The organism is Nocardioides guangzhouensis (assembly GCF_004519545.1).
Taxonomy (GTDB): Bacteria; Actinomycetota; Actinomycetes; order Propionibacteriales; family Nocardioidaceae; genus Nocardioides; species Nocardioides guangzhouensis.
In genome coordinates this window covers 18754-35643 of sequence record NZ_SDKM01000010.1, presented here as the reverse complement: position 1 = coordinate 35643, position 16890 = coordinate 18754, and the positions used below count along the sequence as shown (strand labels likewise).

The 16890-nt window shown below is 72.8% G+C and carries 13 protein-coding genes; 4 read left to right on the top strand and 9 right to left on the bottom strand.

Going from position 1 to position 16890, the window contains the following annotated elements; all coding sequences use genetic code 11:
• Positions 1–7 precede the first annotated feature (7 nt).
• From EKO23_RS08320 to EKO23_RS08305, 4 genes are all read right to left on the bottom strand, one after another.
• A complete protein-coding gene (locus EKO23_RS08320) occupies positions 8–1333 on the bottom strand; it encodes a hypothetical protein (protein ID WP_134716119.1) in 1326 nt (441 codons plus the stop codon).
• 112 nt (positions 1334–1445) lie between these two features.
• Positions 1446–4037, bottom strand: a complete 2592-nt coding sequence (gene clpB, locus EKO23_RS08315) for an ATP-dependent chaperone ClpB (protein ID WP_134716117.1) — start codon at positions 4035–4037, stop codon at positions 1446–1448.
• A gap of 117 nt (positions 4038–4154) precedes the next feature.
• Positions 4155–5105, bottom strand: a complete 951-nt coding sequence (locus EKO23_RS08310; protein ID WP_217702535.1) for an Abi-alpha family protein — start codon at positions 5103–5105, stop codon at positions 4155–4157.
• The gene (locus EKO23_RS08305; RefSeq protein WP_134716115.1) at positions 5105–6379 is read right to left on the bottom strand and encodes a DUF445 domain-containing protein; all 1275 of its coding nucleotides are present in this window, start codon (positions 6377–6379) and stop codon (positions 5105–5107) included. The genes EKO23_RS08310 and EKO23_RS08305 overlap by 1 nt, the downstream gene beginning before the upstream one ends.
• Before the next feature lie 96 nt (positions 6380–6475).
• Here EKO23_RS08305 and EKO23_RS08300 point away from each other — a divergent pair, with 96 nt between their 5' ends.
• Complete coding sequence (locus tag EKO23_RS08300) at positions 6476–7285, top strand: pentapeptide repeat-containing protein (RefSeq protein WP_134716113.1); 810 nt, start codon at positions 6476–6478, stop codon at positions 7283–7285.
• A gap of 82 nt (positions 7286–7367) precedes the next feature.
• Here EKO23_RS08300 and EKO23_RS08295 read toward each other — a convergent pair whose 3' ends face one another.
• The 4 genes from EKO23_RS08295 to dnaK all read right to left on the bottom strand — a co-directional run bounded on the left by EKO23_RS08295 (position 7368) and on the right by dnaK (position 11679).
• Entirely contained in the window at positions 7368–7808 is a 441-nt protein-coding gene (locus EKO23_RS08295; protein ID WP_246050967.1) for a heat shock protein transcriptional repressor HspR, read from the bottom strand.
• A 1-nt stretch (position 7809) separates the two neighbouring features.
• Positions 7810–8958, bottom strand: coding sequence for a molecular chaperone DnaJ (gene dnaJ / locus EKO23_RS08290; protein WP_134716111.1), 1149 nt, complete (start codon positions 8956–8958; stop codon positions 7810–7812).
• A 160-nt stretch (positions 8959–9118) separates the two neighbouring features.
• Positions 9119–9805 (bottom strand): nucleotide exchange factor GrpE, encoded by a 687-nt coding sequence (gene grpE / locus EKO23_RS08285; protein WP_167880381.1) that lies wholly within the window; start codon positions 9803–9805, stop codon positions 9119–9121.
• Entirely contained in the window at positions 9802–11679 is a 1878-nt protein-coding gene (gene dnaK / locus EKO23_RS08280; RefSeq protein ID WP_134716109.1) for a molecular chaperone DnaK, read from the bottom strand. The genes grpE and dnaK overlap by 4 nt, the downstream gene beginning before the upstream one ends.
• Positions 11680–12176: 497 nt before the next feature.
• On the opposite strand from dnaK, the gene EKO23_RS26440 reads away from it, so the two are divergent.
• Positions 12177–14510: a glycoside hydrolase family 25 protein gene (locus EKO23_RS26440; RefSeq protein WP_134716107.1), complete on the top strand. Its 2334-nt coding sequence runs from the start codon at positions 12177–12179 to the stop codon at positions 14508–14510.
• A gap of 4 nt (positions 14511–14514) precedes the next feature.
• Positions 14515–14835 (top strand): hypothetical protein, encoded by a 321-nt coding sequence (locus EKO23_RS08270; RefSeq protein ID WP_134716105.1) that lies wholly within the window; start codon positions 14515–14517, stop codon positions 14833–14835.
• 31 nt (positions 14836–14866) lie between these two features.
• Here the strand turns inward: EKO23_RS08270 and EKO23_RS08265 are convergent, their stop codons facing one another.
• Complete coding sequence (locus EKO23_RS08265; RefSeq protein ID WP_246050966.1) at positions 14867–15547, bottom strand: TetR/AcrR family transcriptional regulator; 681 nt, start codon at positions 15545–15547, stop codon at positions 14867–14869.
• A gap of 56 nt (positions 15548–15603) precedes the next feature.
• On the opposite strand from EKO23_RS08265, the gene EKO23_RS08260 reads away from it, so the two are divergent.
• Positions 15604–16317 (top strand): DUF4386 family protein, encoded by a 714-nt coding sequence (locus tag EKO23_RS08260; protein ID WP_134716103.1) that lies wholly within the window; start codon positions 15604–15606, stop codon positions 16315–16317.
• Positions 16318–16890 lie beyond the last annotated feature (573 nt).

The following is a 16890-nucleotide window of genomic DNA, read 5'->3' as shown; positions in this document are numbered from 1 at the left end:
GGAGCGCTCAGGCCCCCCGGCCGGAGCGCTGGGAGGCCCGGTGCGCGAACCACGCGTTGACCGGCGGCCGGGTGAGGAGCACGACTGTAGCCACCGTCGGGAGGGTCAGCAGCAGCACGACCGGCGCGGCCACCACCATCAGCAGTGTGAGCAGCGCGGTGACCACCGCCGACGCGATCAGCAGCACCCGGGCCCAGCCGTGACCGAGGAACGCGATCAGGGCGAGCCCGGCAGCCGCCAGCGACCAGGCGCCGAAGACCGCCGCGAGCGCGAGCGACCAGGTCCGTAGCTGGTCGACGGTCAGGCCGGAGTCCGCGAAGCGGTCGTCGGAGGAGTACATCTCGTCCACGATCGACGGGTCGAGCAGGAAGCCACCGACCACCAGGAGCATCGCGAACGCGACCACGCCGGTGCACAGCCAGGTCAGCACGGCCGCGGTGAGCACCTCGCGGGGCCGGGCCGGGGCGTACGGCGCGGCGGTGCCCGGCCACGGGTGCTGCGCGGGCCAGGCCTGCGACGGCACCGGTGGCTGCTGCCACGGCGGCTGGTCCGGGGCACCCGGCGGCTGGCCCCACGGCTGCTGGCCCCACGGCTGCGACGGCCCCATCGGCTGCTGGCCCCACGGCTGCTGGCCCCACGGCTGCGACGGCCCCATCGGCGGCTGGCCCGGCTGCTGGCCCGGCTGCTGGCCCGGCGGCTGGCCCGGCGGCTGGGTGGGCGCCTCGGGCGCCTGCGCGCTCCCGGACTCGCCGCCCGGGGTGCCGAACCCGGAGAACGGGGGCGGCTCGGAGGCAGGCGGCGGCGGGGTGCGGAACGGGTGAGGAGCCGTGTCCGGGTCGGCCTCGCGGTCGGCCCGCCCATCGCCGCCGGGTGGGCCGCCGAACGGTCCGCCGGCCTGTGCGGCCGGGCGTCCGTCGAACCAGTCGCGGGCGGTCCGGGTCCACAGCATGATCACCGCGACCGCGACCATCGACGACATGAAGCCACCGGTCACGAGCCCGGCGAGGAAGAGGGGGACGGCGAGCACGGTGAGGGCGGTCCGGGCCGCCTTGTTGCGGCGCAGCACGTGCCAGCCGAGCACGATCGCCGCGGTCGCGCACCCGGCGGCCACCATCGCGGTGACGTGCATGATCGACAGCACCGTCTGCAGGCCGATCCCGGTGCCGTCCAGCGGCGGCTCGGAGAGCGCCTTCTGCACCCGCTCACGGGTGTCGATCGAGCGCAGGTTGGCGACCAGGTCGAAGACGGTGAGGACGACCGCCGCCGAGCCGAGGATCGTCACCCACCCGGCCATGGTGACCTGGGGCGGGCGGTTCGGGGCGGTGTCGCTCATGCGCGCCATTGTCTCAGGCGGCTCCCAACCCCGAGGCGGGACCGGGCAGGACTGGGGGTCCCCCGCCCCGGCCCTGGTGGCGGAGGACCCGGGCACGCGCGGCGTCCGGGGATCAGGTCGTGAGCACGAGGCCGTCGTCGCCGACGTCCACGGTGACCGAGCCCCCGTCGTTCACGTCGCCGGCGATCAGCATCCGCGCCAGCGCGTCACCGATTGCGGTCTGGATCAGCCGCCGCAGCGGCCGCGCGCCGTACGCCGGGTCGTAGCCGGTCTCCGCCAGCCAGGTGCGCGCCGCGTCGGTGACGGTGATCGTGATCCGGCGTACGGCGAGCCGGGTCTCCAGCAGTGCCAGCTGCAGGTCGACGATGTGGGCCAGGTCCTCCTTGGTGAGCGCGTCGAACATGACCACCTCGTCGAGCCTGTTGAGGAACTCCGGCTTGAAGTGGCCGCGGACCACGCCCATCACCGACTCCCGCTTCACCTCGGGAGTGAGGGAGGGGTCGACCAGGAAGTGTGAGCCGAGGTTGCTGGTGAGGATCAGCAGGGTGTTGCGGAAGTCGACCGTGCGGCCCTGGCCGTCGGTGAGCCGGCCGTCGTCGAGCACCTGGAGCAGGATGTCGAAGACCTCGGGGTGCGCCTTCTCGACCTCGTCGAGCAGCACCACGGAGTACGGCCGGCGGCGGACCGCCTCGGTGAGCTGGCCGCCCTCGTCATAGCCCACGTAGCCGGGCGGGGCGCCGACCAGCCGCGAGACCGAGTGCTTCTCGGAGTACTCGCTCATGTCGATGCGCACGATCGCGCGGTCGTCGTCGAACAGGAAGTCCGCGAGCGCGCGGGCGAGCTCGGTCTTGCCGGTGCCGGTCGGGCCGAGGAACAGGAACGAGCCGGTGGGCCGGTTGGGGTCGGAGATGCCCGCCCGCGACCGGCGTACGGCGTCGCTCACGGCGTTGACGGCCTGCTTCTGGCCGATCAGCCGCTGCCCGATGACGGACTCCATCTCGAGCAGCTTGGCGGTCTCGCCCTGGAGCATCCGCCCGGTGGGGATGCCGGTCCACGCCTCGACGACGTCGGCGACCTGCTCGGCGCCGACCTCCTCGCCGACCAGCGGCTCGACGGTGGCCTCGGCCTGCTCGGCCTTCTCCACCGCCTCGAGCTGCTTCTCGAGCTCGGGGATCTTGCCGTAGTTGATCTCGCTCGCGGCGGCCAGGTTGCCCTCGCGGAGCAGCTTGTCGGCCTCCATGCGGAGCTGGTCGAGCTGGCGGCGGAGCTCGCCCTCGCCCTCCAGGCTGGACTTCTCCTGCTCCCAGCGGGCCTCCAGCCCGCGCAGCTCCTCCTGCGCGTCGGCGAGGTCCTTGCGGAGCTTGGCCAGCCGCTCGACGGAGGCCTCGTCGGACTCCTTCTCGAGCGCGAACTCCTCCATCTTGAGCCGGTCGACGGAGCGCCGGAGCTGGTCGATCTCCTCCGGCGAGGACTCGATCTCCATGCGCAGCCGGGACGCCGCCTCGTCGATCAGATCGATCGCCTTGTCCGGCAGCTGCCGTCCGGTGATGTAGCGGTCGGAGAGGGTGGCCGCGGCGACCAGCGCGGCGTCGGTGATCCGGACGCCGTGGTGCGCTTCGTACTTCTCCTGGATGCCGCGCAGGATCTGGATGGTGTCCTCGACGGACGGCTCCCCGACGTAGACCTGCTGGAACCGTCGCTCCAGCGCCGGGTCCTTCTCGATCCGCTCGCGGTACTCGTCGAGCGTGGTCGCGCCGATCATGTGCAGCTCGCCGCGGGCCAGCATCGGCTTGAGCATGTTGCCCGCGTCCATCGCCGAGTCCCCACCGGCGCCTGCGCCGACCACCGTGTGCAGCTCGTCGATGAACGTGACGATCTGGCCCCCGGCCTCCTTGATCTCCTCGAGCACGGCCTTGAGCCGCTCCTCGAACTCGCCGCGGTACTTCGCGCCGGCGACCATCGCGGCCAGGTCCAGGCTGAGCACCCGGCGGCCCTTGAGGGAGTCGGGGACGTCGCCGGCGACCACGCGCTGGGCGAGGCCCTCGACGACGGCGGTCTTGCCGACGCCGGGCTCGCCGATGAGGACGGGGTTGTTCTTGGTACGGCGGGAGAGGACCTGGACGACGCGGCGGATCTCGGCGTCGCGGCCGATCACCGGGTCCAGCCGGCCGTCCTCGGCGGCCTGGGTGAGGTCGACGGAGTACTTCTCGAGCGCGTCGTACGTCGACTCGGCCTCCTGGCTGGTCACCCGCCGGTTGCCGCGGACCGCGGTCAGGCCCTCGCGGAGCCCGGCCTCGGTCAGGCCGGCGTCGGCGAGCACCTTCTGGGCCGACGACTCGACGGTCGCGAGCGAGATGAGGAGGTGCTCGGTGGCGACGTAGTCGTCCTTCAACGACGCGGCGAGGTCGAGCGCGCCGGCGAGCACCCGGGTCAGCGCGGCGGAGGCGCCCGGCTGCTGGACGGTCGAGCCGGTGGCCGTCGGCAGCGCGTCGCGCTGGGCCGATGCGGCGTGCACGAGAGCGGAGACGTCGGCCCCCGCCTTGGCCACCAGGCCGGCGGGCACGCCCCCCTCCTGGAGCAGCAGCGCCACCAGCAGGTGGATCGGTTCGGTGTGCGTGTTGCCCGCGGTGGTCGCGGACAGCTGCGCGGCCTCGATGGCCTCGCGGCTGCGGGTGGTGAACTTCTCGGCGCCGAACTGGCTCAACGTCGTCCCTCCGTGGTCTGGCCCGGTGATGCGTGGCGGCACCCAGTGTGTCCGCCACCGATCTCAACGCGCCAGAAGTTGAGTCTGTTCCACTCAACTTTGAGAAATTTGTCGCCGTCAGGAGTCGTCGGGGTCCCGCTCGGGTGGCACCTGGTGGGCCGGCAGGTCCTCGGCGTCCTCGGGCTCGAGCAGACAGGTGCGGCAGAAGTCCTCGCCGAACGGCGTGAGGTGGATGCTCCGCCGCAGCACCTTGGCGAACCGCACCGAGTGCATCGCCGTCAGCACGTCGGGCTGCGCCTCGAGCACCTGGTACTCCATCGGGTCGGTGACGCTCTCGTGCGACAGCCAGACAAGGCCGAGGCGGTCGAGGTTGTTGAGGTACGCCGGCACCCGGTCGAGGTAGCGCACCCCGGACCGCGCGCCCAGCATGTTGAGGCCGGGGGCGATCAGCTGCGAGCTGACCATGCCGACCGGGCCGCCCGTGCGCACGTCGACGCTCGGCTGGGGTCCCCCCTTCGCGAGCAGCAGCAGGATCCGGGCCTCGTCGGGTGCGAGGTCGTCGAGGATCCGGCCGAACGCCGGATGCGTGTCGTCCTCGGCCCACACGTCGCGGGAGCGCTCGAGGAGGCGGGCGCCCCGGGCCCGCAGGTCCTCGTCGTCGTGCGACTCGTGGTGGTGGTGGTTGTACCGGTGCGGGTCGTGGTGGTCGTCGGGCAGCACCGTGCCGGGGACGGTCACGCCGAGGATCGGCACGCCCTCGGCCAGCGCCGCCGTGATCGGCGTACCGTCCTGGACCCGGCGGGCGACGTTCGAGATCACCCGGGCCGCCTCGGCGACGTCGCGCGCCACCTCCTCGACCAGCTGCGAGGAGGCGTCGGGGTCGGTCACCGAGCGCAGCACCAGCCGGCCCGTGCGCCGGGTGGCGCCGACCGTCCAGACCGTCGAGCGCCACCACGCCCCGGCCGCGATCCGGGCCATGCCGGGCAGCTGCTCGGACGCGGTGTCGATGAGGACCGGCAGGGTCTCGCGCAGGGAGGCGTGCGGTTCGCCGTTGCGTGGCTCGTCCATCAACCCCCCACTCCGAAGATCAGCAGGTGGAGCACCCCACCGCCGAACCCCATGATCGCGCCGTGTGCGTAGAGCATCCACTCATCCTCGCGGATGGCGGCCCGCATCATCTCCACGAAGTCCTTGGGCGGGAGCTCCTTGGTCCGCCGCGCGACCAGGTCGCGGATCTTCGTCGCCTGCTGCCGGCTGAACTCGGGGTCGCGGAACGGCGTGATGGTGCGGTCGACGGCGACCTGCGCGATGGAGTCGCGGATGTTGTCGAACTTCTCGGTACCGACCGCGACCCGGACCATGGCGCGGGCCGGGCCGGCGGCCCGGTCGATGGCCGGGCGCATGGACTCCGCGAGCAGGTAGCGGGTGCGGTCACCCCGAGGGCCGTCGAGGAGGAAGTCGCCGATGTGCTCGAGGGTGATCACGTCGGTGGCGATGATGTCGGCGTACACGTCGGCCGCCTCGGCCTGACGGCGCGGGAAGAGGCCGTGCGCGGTGAACGGGCCGTACTTCCGGGGCTCCGGTGGCTCGAAGATCAGCCACATGCCCAGCGCGTTGGTGGCCCACCCGACCAGGACGCCGAGGATCGGGAGCAGCCACCACTGGTGGAAGACGCTGTCGACGACCGCCACCGGGATGCCGAGCAGGAACCCGAAGATGAAACCGAAGTTGACCATCAGCCGGAGCTCGCGCTCGCCGAAGTCGCGGAAGATGCGGACCACCAGCGACGGGTCGGCGCGGAACTGGTCGATGACCATGATCTTGGGGTCGAGCAGCTGGTCGATGTGCTCACCGATCTGGTCGGTGACGTTGCGGACCACGATCGGCAGCTGGGCCTGGACCCGGACGATCACCGCCTGCCGGCCCCACGGCGGCAGGTCGCGCCACAGCCGCGGGTGCTCCCGCTCCATGATCTCTTCGACGACCTGCGGCATGTCCGGCTCGAAGACGGTCACGATGTGCTCGGCGATCCGGTCCGGCTCGAGCTGCTGGTAGAACTCGCGCGGGGTGCCGAGCTTCGCGATCGCCTTGTCCACGGCGATGCTGCCCATCTTGGCGGCCCGCGCCGGGACGATGCCCTGCCAGCCGATCCCGCCGTGCAGCAGCCCCGGCACCTCTTGCGCCTTGCGGGGCAGCACCTTCGCGAGCTGCGCGAGGCCGGGCACCCGGGTGCCGTGGAACTGCACCGGGGAGAACAGCATGATCAGGCCGCTCCAGTTGATCAGCCAGCCGACCACGCCGGTGAAGACCGGGATGGTGACCAAGGGCAGCCAGTCGTCCACAGCCCTGCACTCCTCCCTCCACCGCACCGCGGCGTTCCCGCCCGGTCAACGACGCTCCCCGCCGACGGTCACGCCCGCCCCTGCAAGGATGCTCGTGTGCCCAAGCCCCGTCACGCAACGTCCGCCCCGACCGAGCTCGACCTGGTGGCGGACTGCTCGCGGTGCTTCGCGCTGTGCTGCGTGCTGCTGCCCTACTCGCGGGCGGCGGGGTTCGGCGCGGACAAGGCCGGCGGGGTCCCCTGCCACCACCTCGCCACCGACGACCGGTGCTCGATCCATGCCGACCTGCGGGAGCGGGGCTGGCCGGGCTGCGTCGCGTTCGACTGCTTCGGCGCGGGGCAGCAGGTCGCGCAGGTGACGTACGGCGGCACCTCCTGGCGCGACCACGACGACCTCGGCGAGATGGCCGCGGTGCTGTCGGTGGTGCGGCTGCTCCACGAGATGCTGCGGTACCTGGCCGAGGTGGCCCGCCGCTCGCCGGATCCGGACGCGGAGGCGGTACGGCGCCGGGTGCTGGAGGTGCGCGACCGGACGCCGGTCGAGCTGCTCACGTTCGACCTCGACGCGCTCCAGGAGGAGGTCGGCGACCTGCTGGCCGCGGCGAGCGCCCGGCTGCGCGACGCCGGCGCCCCCGACCTGTCCCGGGCGGACCTGGCCGGGCACGACCTCCGCGAGCGGGACCTCCACGACGCATCGCTCCGCGGCGCGCTGCTGATCGCGGCCGACCTGCGCGGCGTACGCCTGGGGTCCGCGGACCTGCTCGGTGCCGACCTCCGCGACGCCGACCTGCGCGGCGCCGACCTCGCGTCGGTGCTGTTCCTCACCCGGCCCCAGGTGGCGACCGCGCGCGGCGACCGCGCGACCGTGCTGCCGCCGGACCTGCCAGCACCCGCCCACTGGGCGTGAGCGCGGGCGGGACGTCATCCGAGATGGTCGAACGGGCAGCAGTCGCCCGGGCAGCCAGGACGTATGACGTCCCGGGAGTGGGTCAGCGGTTGCGGCGCCAGACCACGACCGACTGGCCGGGGTCGGGCCGCCGGAGGACCGGCAGCCGGCTCGCCTGCTCGGGCGTACGGCGGGCGGCCAGCGCCTGGCGGAGCGCCTCGCGGGTGGCCTCGAGCTCGACGACCAGCTCCTCGTTGCGGGCCGAGAGGGCGGCCAGCCGGTTCTCGAGGTCGAGGATGCGGCGCACGCCCTCGATGCCGATGCCGCTCGCGGTCAGATCGGCGATCACGCGGAGCATCTCGATGTCGCGGTGGGAGTAGCGGCGGCCGCCGCCGCCGGTGCGGTCGGGGAGGATCAGGCCCATCCGCTCGTAGGTGCGCAGTGTCTGCGGGTGCAGGCCGGTCAGCTGCGCGGCCACGCTGATGACGTAGACGCCGACGTCGGGCGCGGGCATCTGCGCACCGGGACCCTGCGGCGCCGCCACGTCAGGCTCCCTCGAACAGCTTGCTGCGCAGCGGCTTCCCGGCGGTCGCCGCCCGGTAGGCCTCGACGGCGTCGCGGGTCGCCGCGTCGAGCACGGCGGGCACCTGCACCTCGACGGTGACCAGCAGGTCGCCCATGGTGCCGTCGGACCTGCGCGCGCCCTTGCCCCGCACCCGGAACGTGCGGCCGTTGGGGGTGCCTGCCGGGATCTTCAGCGTGACCGGGACACCGGTCAGCGTGGGCACCTTGATGTCGGCGCCCAGGGCGGCCTCGTCGAACGAGACCGGCACCTCGAGCGTGAGGTTGTCGGCCTTGCGGCCGAACAGCCGGTGCGGGCTCACCTTGACCACGACGTAGAGATCGCCGGCCGGACCACCGTGCTCGCCGACCGCGCCCTTGCCGCGGATCCGGATCCGCTGGCCGTCCTTCACGCCGGCCGGGATGCGGGCCTGGATCGACCGGGCGTTCATCCCCCGGCCGGTGCCGCGGCAGGTGGGGCACGGCTCGTCGTACAGCAGCTGGCGGCCACCGCAGACCGGGCAGGTCTCGTTGAGCGTGAACGCACCGCCCACGGTGGAGGCCACCATGCCGGCGCCGTCGCACTCCGGACAGATGTGCGGCTTGGTGCCGGGCTTGCCGCCGGTGCCGTGGCAGTCGGGGCAGGGGGCGTCGGAGGTCAGCCGCAGCGAGATCGTGACGCCCTCGAGCGCGTCGGTGAAGCTCACCGTCGCGGTGGTCTCGATGTCGGCGCCCTTCTGCGGCCTGCCCGCGCGGGTGCGGGTCCCGCCGAAGATGTCGCCGAACATGTCGCCGAAGCCGCCACCGGCCCCGCCACCAGCCATCCGGTCGCGCAGCAGGTCGCTGAAGTCGAACCCGCCGGCGCCCCCGCCCGGAGCCCGCCCGAACCCGCCGAGCGGCATCGAGCGGATCTCGTCGTACTGCTGGCGTTTCTCGGGGTCGCCGACGACGTCGTACGCCTCGGCGACCGCCTTGAACTTGTCGTGCTTGACCGTGTCGCCGGGGTTGGAGTCGGGGTGGTTGGCGCGCGCCAGCTTGCGGTATGCCTTCTTGATCTCCTCCGCGGACGCGTCCTTGGACACCCCGAGCTCGGCGTAGAAGTCCTTGCCGGCCCAATCGGCCTTGCCGGTCATGCGCGCACCTCCCTCCGTGCGTTCCGGTGGTTGAGGAGGTCGCTCTGCGAGCGTCCCCCTCGGTGGTTGAGGAGGTCGTCCTGCGACCGTCCCCCTCGGTGGTTGAGGAGGTCGTCCTGCGACCGTCTCGAAACCACGCCGTCTCCTGTCAGTCCGTGCTTCAGTCCTCGGTCCCGTCGCCCGTCGGCGTCGCCGGGTCGACCACCAGCACCTGCGCCGCGCGCACCACGCGGTCGCCGATCCGGTAGCCGGCCTTGGCGATCACCTTGCAGGTGGTCACCTCCACGTCGGGATCCTCCCCGATGTGGCTCAACGCCTCGTGCAGCGTCGGGTCGAACGCATCACCCACCGCGCCGAAGCGGGTGAGACCGAGCCCGGCGACGACCCGCTCGAGCTGGTCGGCGACGGCCCGGAAGCCGTCGTCGAGCGGCCCGTGGTCGCGCGCCCGGTCGATGGTGTCGAGTACCTCGGTGATCGGGGCCAGCGCCTGGTACGTCGCGTTCTCGCGGATCAGCTCCCGGTCACGGTCGACCCGGCGCTTGTAGTTGAGGTACTCGGCCTGGAGCCGCTGGAGGTCGAGCGTGCGCTCCTCCAGCTCCATCCGGGTCACTGCCAGCTCGTCGGCGGCGCGGACGCCCTCCACCTCGGTCTCGTTGGCCATCTCACCGGCCGCCTCGCCGAAGGTGTGGGACCCCCGTCCCGCCGCGGCGGACGTGGCGCCGGGCTCCGGCGAGGGAGCGGGCGACTCGTCGGCCGCCCGCTCCTCGTCCTGAGGACCCGAGGGGCGAGGCGTCTCGAAGGGCCCCTCCGGCTGGTCCTGCGGGTTCCGCTGGGGCTCCTCGGTCACTTGCTCTCACCCTCGGTGTCGCCACCGGTGGTGTCGTCGGCCGGGGCGTCGTCGACGATCTCGGCGTCGACCACGTCGTCGTCGGCCTCGCCGGTGCTGCCGGTGGCCCCACCGGCCGCGGACTGGTCGGCCTCGGCGGCGGCGTACATCGCGGCGCCCATCTTCTGGCTGGACTCGCCGAGCTTGTGGATGCCGGCCTGGAGCTCCTCCACGGACGCCTCGCTGTTCTCCAGCGTCGCCTTGAGCGCGTCGACGTCGGCCTGGACCTCGGTCTTCACGTCCTCGGGCAGCTTGTCGGCGTTGTCGGTCAGGAACTTCTCGGTCGTGTAGACGAGGCCGTCGGCCTGGTTGCGGGCCTCGACGGCCTCGCGACGCCTGGCGTCCTCCTCGGCGTACTGCTCGGCCTCCTTGACCATGCGGTCGATCTCGTCCTTCGACAGCGCGGAGCCGCCGGAGATCGTCATCGACTGCTCGCGGCCGGACGCGTGGTCCTTGGCGGAGACGTGGACGATGCCGTTGGCGTCGATGTCGAAGGTGACCTCGATCTTCGGCACGCCGCGCGGGGCCGGCGGGAGACCGGTCAGCTCGAAGTTGCCGAGAGGCTGGTTCTGCGCCCACATCTGGCGCTCGCCCTGGGCGACCTTGATCTCGACCGACGGCTGGTTGTCGTCGGCGGTGGTGAAGATCTCGGAGCGCTTGGTCGGGATCGTGGTGTTGCGCTCGATGAGGTTGGTCATCACGCCGCCCTTGGTCTCGATGCCGAGCGAGAGCGGAGTGACGTCGAGCAGCAGGACGTCCTTGACCTCACCCTTGAGCACACCGGCCTGGAGGGCCGCGCCGACGGCGACGACCTCGTCCGGGTTGACGCCCTTGTTGGGCTCCTTGCCGCCGAGCAGCTCCTTGACCAGCTCGGTCACCGCGGGCATGCGGGTGGAGCCACCGACGAGCACGACGTGGTCGATCTTGCCGACGTCGACGCCGCCGTCCTTGAGCACGGACTTGAACGGCTCGCGGGTGCGGTCGAGCAGGTCGGCGGTCATCTTCTGGAACTCGCTGCGGGTCAGCTTCTCCTCGAAGTGCAGCGGCCCGGACTCGCCGTGGGTGATGTACGGCAGGTGGATCGTGGTCTCCGAGGACGACGACAGCTCGATCTTCGCCTTCTCCGCGGCCTCCTGGAGGCGCTGCTTGGCGATCTTGTCGGAGCCGAGGTCGACGCCGTTGTTGTCCTTGAACTTCTTGACCATCCACTCGACGACCCGGTTGTCCCAGTCGTCGCCACCGAGGTGGTTGTCGCCGGAGGTCGCCTTGACCTCGACGACGCCCTCACCGATCTCGAGCAGGGACACGTCGAACGTGCCGCCACCGAGGTCGAAGACGAGGATGGTCTGGTCGTCGCCCTTGTCGAGGCCGTAGGCCAGCGCGGCCGCGGTCGGCTCGTTGACGATGCGGCTCACGTTGAGGCCGGCGATCTCGCCCGCCTCCTTGGTGGCCTGACGCTGCGCGTCGGAGAAGTACGCCGGCACGGTGATCACCGCGTCGGTCACCGGCTCGCCGAGGTAGGACTCGGCGTCGCGCTTGAGCTTCTGCAGCACGAACGCGCTGATCTGCTGGGGCGTGAACGTCTTGTCGTCGACGGTCTGCGACCAGTCGCTGCCCATGTGGCGCTTGACCGACCGGATGGTCCGGTCGACGTTCGTGACGGCCTGCCGCTTGGCGACCTCGCCGACGAGGACCTCGCCGGACTTGGCGAAGGCGACGACCGACGGGGTCGTGCGGGCGCCTTCGGCGTTCGCGATGACGGTGGGCTCGCCACCTTCGAGGACGGCGACGACGGAGTTCGTCGTTCCGAGGTCGATACCGACCGCGCGTGCCATGGATTACCTCCGGGTTGTGCTTCGTGGTTCTGTGTTCAGGTCTGGGGTACCGGGGCCGTGCTCCCGGCATGATGCTCGGGGCCGGTCCCGGGTGGTGCGGCCATCCTGCCGCGACGGCGGCGAGTCTGACAAATAAGTTGAGTCGGATCAACTCAACTTTGCTGCATCCGTTCCAACGAGGCGACCCCGGGGTCTGTTCCCGATCCGGACCGGAATCTTCCGCCGGTCCCGCGGCCGCGGGACCGCGGGCGGCCTCCCCCTCCCACCCGCGGGCAATGACCCATGGTCGCCATTGACCGCACCGGACGCGCGGCGGACCGTCGGTAGAGGGGGCCGCGGGTGAGGCGCGGCGCCCGCGGACGTCCGGTGAGGCCGCGATGACTGGAGACACGCACGTTCCCGGTGCCGTCGACAGCGCTGCCGACGGGCCGGTGGGGACCCCGCGCGACGGGGTCCCGGCGCGCGCGGCGAGGCGGCCGGCAGCGACGACACCGCCGGTGGGTCCTTTCCGGGTGGTCACCGCGAACGTCCAGTCGTTCCCCGAGGACGCGATCACACCCGCACAGGCGCTCGAGGACCTCCAGCACAACGCCGCGGACGGCGACCTGGTGCTGCTCCAGGAGATCGCCGTGCGCTACCGGCCGCTGGTGCAGTCGGCGTTCCCGTCCCCGGAGTGGGTCGTCTACTACGGCCGCGGCGACAACGCCGACCCGATCGCGTTCCGGCGGTCCCTGTTCACGAAGGTGGAGGGCCGGGTCGACCTGCTGCACCCGGCACGCAAGCACCTCCACACGCGCCGCTACGCGACGTACCTGCGGCTGCGGTACCGCCCGCTCGGGCTCGAGCTGCACGTGACGAACCTGCACCTGGTCGCCGGCGCGTTCAACGGCGTCGACGAGCCGGACCAGGCGCTGCGGCTGCGCGAGTGGAACGAGGGGGTGGCCGGCCACCGCCGCTTCGTCGAGGGACTGGTGCGCACGGGGCTGCCGGTGGTCGGCGGCGGCGACTACAACCGGCAGCTGCGGAGCATGAAGCCGCTCGGCGACGAGGTCGCCGGCAAGAAGGTGCGGTACGCCGTCGACGCGGCGTCGATCGACCTGCTCTGGTTCGTCGACGGCGACGGGGCGTCGTGGGGCGTCCGCGCGACCCGGCTGTTCCCCGGCCGGCGCGCGAAGAGCCCGCAGCGCAACAGCGACCACGGGATGCGGCGCGCGACCGTCGCCCTGACCCCGTCCCGTGCGACCGGTCCGGCGCCGCCCCGCGACGACGCACGGCCCGCCGTCCGTCCGCACCGGCCCCGACCAGCCCGGCCCGCGCGGCCGGCCCAGGAGGCAGCGATGCCCGGCCCCTTCGAGCTGACCAGCTTCGGCGACGGCACCCCCAAGCGTGTCGACTGGAAGACCCGGGCCGCGCTGGAGGAGGCCGAGCGCCGGCTCGGCTACCGGCTGACGCTGGTGCAAGGCTCCTACAACCGGGGTGGCGTCTCGGCCTCCGCCGGGACCCACGACGGTGGCGGAGTCGTCGACCTGCTGGCCTGGGACTGGCAGCGCAAGGTCCGGGTGCTCCGGTCGATCGGCTTCGCGGCTTGGTACCGGCCGCCGGTCCGCGGTCTCTGGGGACCGCACATCCATGCGGTGCTCATCGACCACGGCCGCCTGGCCCCGGTCGCGGCCCGCCAGGTCGCTGCGTACCGCGCGGGCCGGGACGGCCTGAGGAGCAACAACCCGGACCGGTTCTGGCGGCCGAGCACGATCCCGGTGTTCCAGTACCCGCCGAGACGGCGGCCCGGAGAGCCCGAGCGGCCGACCCCGCCACCCGGCCCGGCGGTCGTCGCCCGGGCCTTCCCTCCCCAGCGAACCCTGGACGGGGTCGACACCAGCCATCACCAGGGCGGGCGGATCGACGTCAAGGCGGCCCAGGCGGCCGGGCTGCGCTGGTGGTACCTCAAGGCCACCGAGGGCGACTCGGTCCGGGACGCGACGTACCGCAAGCGGGTGCGGCAGGCCCGCAGCGCCGGGATCCCGGTCGGCGCCTACCACTTCGCGCGCCCCGATCCCGGGGACGCGGCGAGGGAGGCGCGGTTCTTCCTCGCGAACGCCGACATCCGGGCCGGCGACATGCTGCCGATGCTCGACCTCGAGTCACTGGAGGGCATGACGCTCGCCGAGGTGACCCGGTGGACCGGCCAGTGGGTGGCGACGGTGACCCGGGACCTGCGGCGGCGCGGACTGGTGGCGAGGCCGATCATCTACACGCCGTTCGACCTCGGCAGTGGTTTCGGCTGCCTGCTGTGGGTGGCGCGGTACAGCAACGACTACCGCGCGCCGCGGATCCCGAGGCCGTGGCGGAAGGCCGCGATCTGGCAGCACTCGAACGGGACGTACGGGCCGGTCAAGCACGTGCCGGGGTTCGGGCCGGTCGACGTCAACGCCGTGCACCCCGACGTCCCCATGTCGGCGCTCCGGGTGACGAAGGTACGGCGCCCAGCCACCCCGGCGCCCACCCCCGCGCCCACCCCGGCGCCCGTCCCGGACCGGCCGCCGCGCCGGCACGACCCCGAGCCCGAACCGCCGGTAGTGGTGGAGCCGGTCGTGGTCGAGGCACCCGCCGAGGCACCCGTCCTCGATCAGGCCGAGGCGCCCGCCCTGCCCGCCGTCCCGTCCGTCCCGTCCGCGTCGTCGACCGCCGTGGCCCTCCCCGGCGCCTCGACGGACGGCCTGCCCGCCTCCGCCGACCTCGACGCCCTGATCGACCTCGCCGTCGCGCGGGTCCAGCTCCAGACCGCGGCCCAGCAGCTCCTGGCCGCCCTCGACCGGCTCCCGGAAAGGTGAACCCATGTCTCCCCTCCAGGCCCTGACCGACCTCCTGCGCCGCCTCCCTCAGGGGCTGCGCAAGACGATCTACTCCGCTCTGGCCCTGCTCGGCGCGCTGCTGGCGACGCTGGTCGCGTTCGGCGTCTCCGACATCGGGCCGATCTCGCTGACCCGGGCACTCGAGCTTTACGCGTACGTCTCGCCCGCGATCGGCGTGGTCGCGGTCGCCAACGTGAACAAGCCGGCCGACGCACCCGTCGCCGAGTTCGACGAGGACGTCGACCTGTCCGCGTTCGAGCCGGTCGGCTCCGAGGACGAGGTGTACGGCGCCGCGGCCTGGTGACGCCGGTCCCGGCGGTCGATTCCCGGCGCCGTCAGCCGACGAGCCCGACCAGCACGCGGTCCAGCCCCCAGCTGAACTGCCGCTCGGTGATCCACTCGGCCATCGTGTCGACGCTGGCGGCGGTGCGCGGCCACGGCGCGGCCGACACCTGGGCCAGCCGCGCGCGACGGGTGGCCACCCGATCGTCCTCGGCCGCGATCGGGCGGGTGCCGTCGGTCTCCGCGACGTCGAGCGCGACCGACCCCACGACGTACACGATGAGCACCCAGCAGGCCCGGGCCGGCGCCTTCCCGGTCAGCCCGCCGTCGGCGAAGGCGCCCAGCAGCCGCTCGCCGGCCTCGAGCGCGGCCGGCCCGTCCATCGGGGCGGTCATCATGAGCGGCGCCACGGCGGGGTGGTCGAGGAGCGCGGCACGCAGCGCCAGCGCGTAGTCGCGGATCCGCCCGCGCCAGGACCGGGCCGGTCCGTCGAGGAGACCGAGGTCGGCCTGGCCCATCGCCCACTCCACGAGGGCGCGCTCGAGGCCGGCCCGGTCGGGGACGTAGGTGTAGAGCGCGTTCGGTCGGACCCCGAGCTCGGCCGCGACCCGGCGCACCGACAGGGCGGCTCCACCCTCCCGGTCGACGAGGTCGAGCGCGGCCGCGGTGACGCGCTCCTCCGACAGGGTCCGCTTGGGGCCGCGCTTCCCGGGGGTTGACATCTGCTCGGTCACGGACTTCACTGTACATCGTACAAACTCTGTACGCCGTACAACGAAAGGTCAGCCCCATGAACGTCCGCATCACCTCCGCCCTCCTCGTCACCGGCGCCGTTGCGGTCAACGCGGCGTTCTTCGGGCTCGGCGCGCTCTTCGACTACCCCGACGTCCTGCAGCAGCCGGGGGCCGACGTCCTCGCCTCGTTCCGCGACCACCAGGCCGGCGTCATGGGCTGGTTCGCGGTGCTGGTCGCCGGAGCGGCTCTCATGGGCCCGATCGCGGTCGGCGTACGCCGACTCGGGACCGGGCGGGTCGCCACCGCCGCGCTGGTGGCCGGCGTGGCCGCAGCGGTGGTCCAGGTGATCGGGCTGTCCCGCTGGCTGCTGGTGATCCCGACCGTCGCCTGGCAGGCGGCCGACCCGAGCCGCGAGGCGCACGCGGTCGACGTCTACGAGCGGGCCGGCTTCTGGATGGGGGAGGTGATCGGGGAGTCGTTCGGCTACCTGCTGACGGGCCTCTGGACCCTGCTCGTGCTGCGCTCGCTGGTGCGACGTCCGCCGGTCTGGTTCACCGCCCTCGGGACCAGCTCCGCCCTGGCCGTGCTCTCCGGCATCCTGATCCCGTTCGGCGTTCCCGGCACCGACCTCGCGAACTTCCTCGGCTACGTCGGCTGGTCGCTCTGGCTGCTCTGCCTGGCCGTGCTGGCCTGGCGCGGCCGGCTGTCGCCGCGCTCCGTCGAGGCTGCCGAGGCTGTCGAGGCCTCGTCGGTGGCGCTAGTCGCGTGAGCCGCCCCGATCTCCCCGGCCTCCCCCGCCCGGTCCCGGTCGCCCTCCCCGCCGTCGCGGCGGCGGACGGCCGGGACCACGAGCGCGCCCACCGCGACCAGGCCCACGAGCGCGAGCGGGCCGAAGACCTCCCAGCGCCGTCGCACTGCGGGGTCGTGGCAGGCGGTGTCCTCGCCGCCGGTGTCGGCGTCGTCGGTGGTGGCGGTGTGACAGCTGATCGGACCGCCGGGCGCGTCGTACGTGATCGGCTGGAAGACCAGCCACGACGTCCAGCCGACGACCACCATGCAGCCCAGCAGCAGGGCGGCGCGGACCCGCACCGGGCCTTCGCGGCTGGACGCGGCGACCATGTCCAGCGCGAGCAGGACCACGATGGCCATGCCGGCGACCAGTGCCGCTGCACCCCAGCCCACGCCCATGACGGACCCCTTCGTCCTCGTGGCACGTCCGCAGACGTGCGCGGCCGTGCCCTCCCGATCAGGCTAGGTCGCCGCGAGCGGTGCGGGCGAACGACGCGCCCGGGCGCGGGGCGAGCCCGGGAATAGTCACCGCCGGAATGTGTACGAGACACAC